The 2,632-nt window shown below is 73.7% G+C and carries 3 protein-coding genes; all 3 read left to right on the top strand.

Annotated features, from left to right (window positions below; genetic code table 11):
- Positions 1-107 precede the first annotated feature (107 nt).
- The gene (locus QZ753_RS11820; protein ID WP_294643980.1) at positions 108-755 is read left to right on the top strand and encodes a cytochrome c oxidase assembly protein; all 648 of its coding nucleotides are present in this window, start codon (positions 108-110) and stop codon (positions 753-755) included.
- Positions 752-2,017: a c-type cytochrome gene (locus tag QZ753_RS11815; RefSeq protein ID WP_294643978.1), complete on the top strand. Its 1,266-nt coding sequence runs from the start codon at positions 752-754 to the stop codon at positions 2,015-2,017. Before QZ753_RS11820 ends, QZ753_RS11815 begins: the two co-directional genes overlap by 4 nt.
- Before the next feature lie 109 nt (positions 2,018-2,126).
- The coding region (locus QZ753_RS11810; RefSeq protein ID WP_294643977.1) for a BadF/BadG/BcrA/BcrD ATPase family protein at positions 2,127-2,632 on the top strand (506 nt) is incomplete at its 3' end.

Here is a 2,632-nt window from a genome sequence, read left to right as displayed (position 1 = left end):
GACGACCGCGAGCGCCAGATGGAACTGGCCTCCGTGCTCCTGTCGGGCCTGTCGTTCCTCGCCATCATCTTCACCGCGCTGCCGGCGCTGCTCGTGGCGGACTGCCGGTGAGCCCCGCCCTCAGCCGACATGCGCCGCTGGGCTTCGGCCTCGCGCTTCTGCTGTTCCTCTGGGCGGGGCCCTTGGTCGGGCGCGCCGAGACTTCGTTCGCCGCGCACATGATCCTCCACATGGGCCTCGTCGCCGTGGCTGCGCCCGTTCTCGCCTTCGGATTGACCCGCTCGGTGCCGGCGCTCGGCGCGCGCATTTCGCCGCGCTTTGCGATCCTGGCAGCGCTTGCCGAGTTCGTGCTGGTCTGGTCGTGGCACGCCCCGGCGCTGCATGACGCGGCGCGGCGCGAGACATGGGTGCTCCTGATCGAGCAGGCCTCGTTCCTGACCGCCGGCCTTCTCGTCTGGACCGCCGCCTTCGGCACGGCCGAGGGCGCGCGCGGGGCCCGCGCGGCGGGCGTCGCAGCCCTTCTGATGACGTCGATGCACATGACCCTTCTCGGCGCGCTCCTCCTCTTCGCGCCGCGTCCGCTCTATGCCTGCGGCGATCTCTGCTCGCCGCTCTCGACCCTGACCCCGCTCGAGGACCAGCAGCTCGGCGGCGTCCTGATGCTGATCGTCGGCGGCTCGGCCTATCTCGTGGGCGGCCTGTCGCTGCTCGCCCGTCTCCTCAACGAAAAGCGCGACGCGCAGGTGCCGGCATGAAGTGGACGCTGACGATCCGCCCCTGGCACCTCGTGGCCGCGCCCTTCGCGGCGGTCGGGGCCGCCCTTCTCGTCGGCGGCTCGGGCCTCGTGTCGGTCGCCGCCAACACCGGCCACTTCGCGCCCGTCGAGTGGTTCCTGCACTGGACGCTGCAGCGCGCCGTCGACACGCAGTCGCTGCCGATCTCCAAGCCCGACGACGTGTCGCTGGAGGATCCGCTCCTCGTGCAGCGCGTCGCCGGCCACTTCGCCAGCGGCTGCGCGCCCTGCCACGGCGCGCCGGGCGAACTGCAGACGCCGGTCGCGCGCGCGATGATGCCGCCCGTGCCGCGGCTGGAAAACCAGGTCGGCGAGTGGCGCGACCGCGAGCTGTTCTGGATCGGCCGGCACGGCATCAAGTATTCCGGCATGCCGTCCTGGTCGACGCAGGACCGCCCCGACGAGGTCTGGGCGCTGGTCGCCTTCCTGCGCGCGCTGCCCGACATGAGCCCCGAACGCTACCGCGAGCTCGCCTACGGGCAGGCGAGCGCCGAGCCGGGTCGCCCCGGCCTCCAGGCGCTGGGACAGGCGGGCGACACGGCGCTCGCCGACTGCGCCCGCTGCCACGGCGAGGACGGGCGCGGGGTCGGTCCCGCGGGCAGCTTCCCGCCGATCGGCGGCCAGTCGGAGGAGTATCTCTTCCGCACGCTCCAGGCCTTCTCGTCCGGCACGCGCCAGAGCGGTATCATGACGCCCGCCGCCGGTATCCACGACGAGGCGACGCTGCGACGCCTGGCTGCCCACTATGCCGCGCAGGCGCCGATCCCGGCACCGGCGGGGCCGCTCGGGCCCCCGGCGGGCGTCGCGATCGGCTACGAGGGCGCCGTGCGCCTGCCGCGCGGCTCGATCGGCCCGGACGCGCCCGCGGACGAGCCGGTGCCGACCGGGTCGGAGGCGGCGGTCGATCCGTCAGCCGCCCACGGCTACCCCGTCTCGACGAGCGGCCTGATGGAGCTTGGCCGCCGGATCGCCGAAGAGGGCCTGCCGCGCCAGAAGCTCGCCGCCTGCCAGACCTGCCACGGCGCCGATGCGGCGGCCACCAACCCGCTCTATCCGCGCCTCGACGGCCTGCCGGAATGGTATACCGCGACCCATCTCCAGATGTGGAAGGACCGCCATCGCGGCGGCACGCCGCTCGCTCACATCATGGAGACGATCGCGATCAACCTCACCGAGGAGCAGATCGACGCACTGGCGCTCTGGTACTCGCGGCGCGGCGACTGACGGGGCGGGCGCTTCCGAAAGAGCGCCCTTTCCGGCATGAAGAAGGTCCGACCGATTCGCGGGAGAAGGACCGGGACCCGATGGACGACCGCCCGACGGACGCCGCCTCGTGACGGGTCCCCTGTTCCTCGGCCTCGACGCCGGCGGCACCGCCTGCCGCGCGCGGCTGGTGGATGCGTCCGGCCTCGTCTTCGGCGAGGGGCATGCCGGACCGGGGCAGGCGCGGCTCGGCGTCGAGGCGAGCTTCGAGGCGATGCTGACCGCGGCCCGCGAGGCGTGGCGCGCGGCCGGTCTCGGGTCCTTCGACTTCGCCCGCCTCCATGTCGGGGCCGGCGTCGCCGGGATCGAACGGCTCGGCGTCGCCGACACCTTCGCCGCGCGGCCGCATCCCTTCGCCAGCCTCGTCTTTTCCGGTGACGGCGCCATCGCCTGCCTCGGGGCCCATGGCGGCGAGGACGGCGGCATCGTCGTGGCGGGCACCGGGTCGATCGGCTTCGGCCTTCTCGAAGGGCGCCTCCTGCGGTTCGGCGGCTACGGCTTTCCCGGCTCCGACGAGGGCTCGGGCGCCCGCATCGGGCTCGCGGCGGTGGAGGCGGCGTTCCGGGCGGTCGACGG

The organism is uncultured Aureimonas sp., assembly GCF_913775355.1.
GTDB lineage: Bacteria > Pseudomonadota > Alphaproteobacteria > Rhizobiales > Rhizobiaceae > Aureimonas.
The sequence above is the reverse complement of the archived record's forward strand: the minus strand, read 5'-3'. Positions and strand labels throughout refer to the sequence as shown.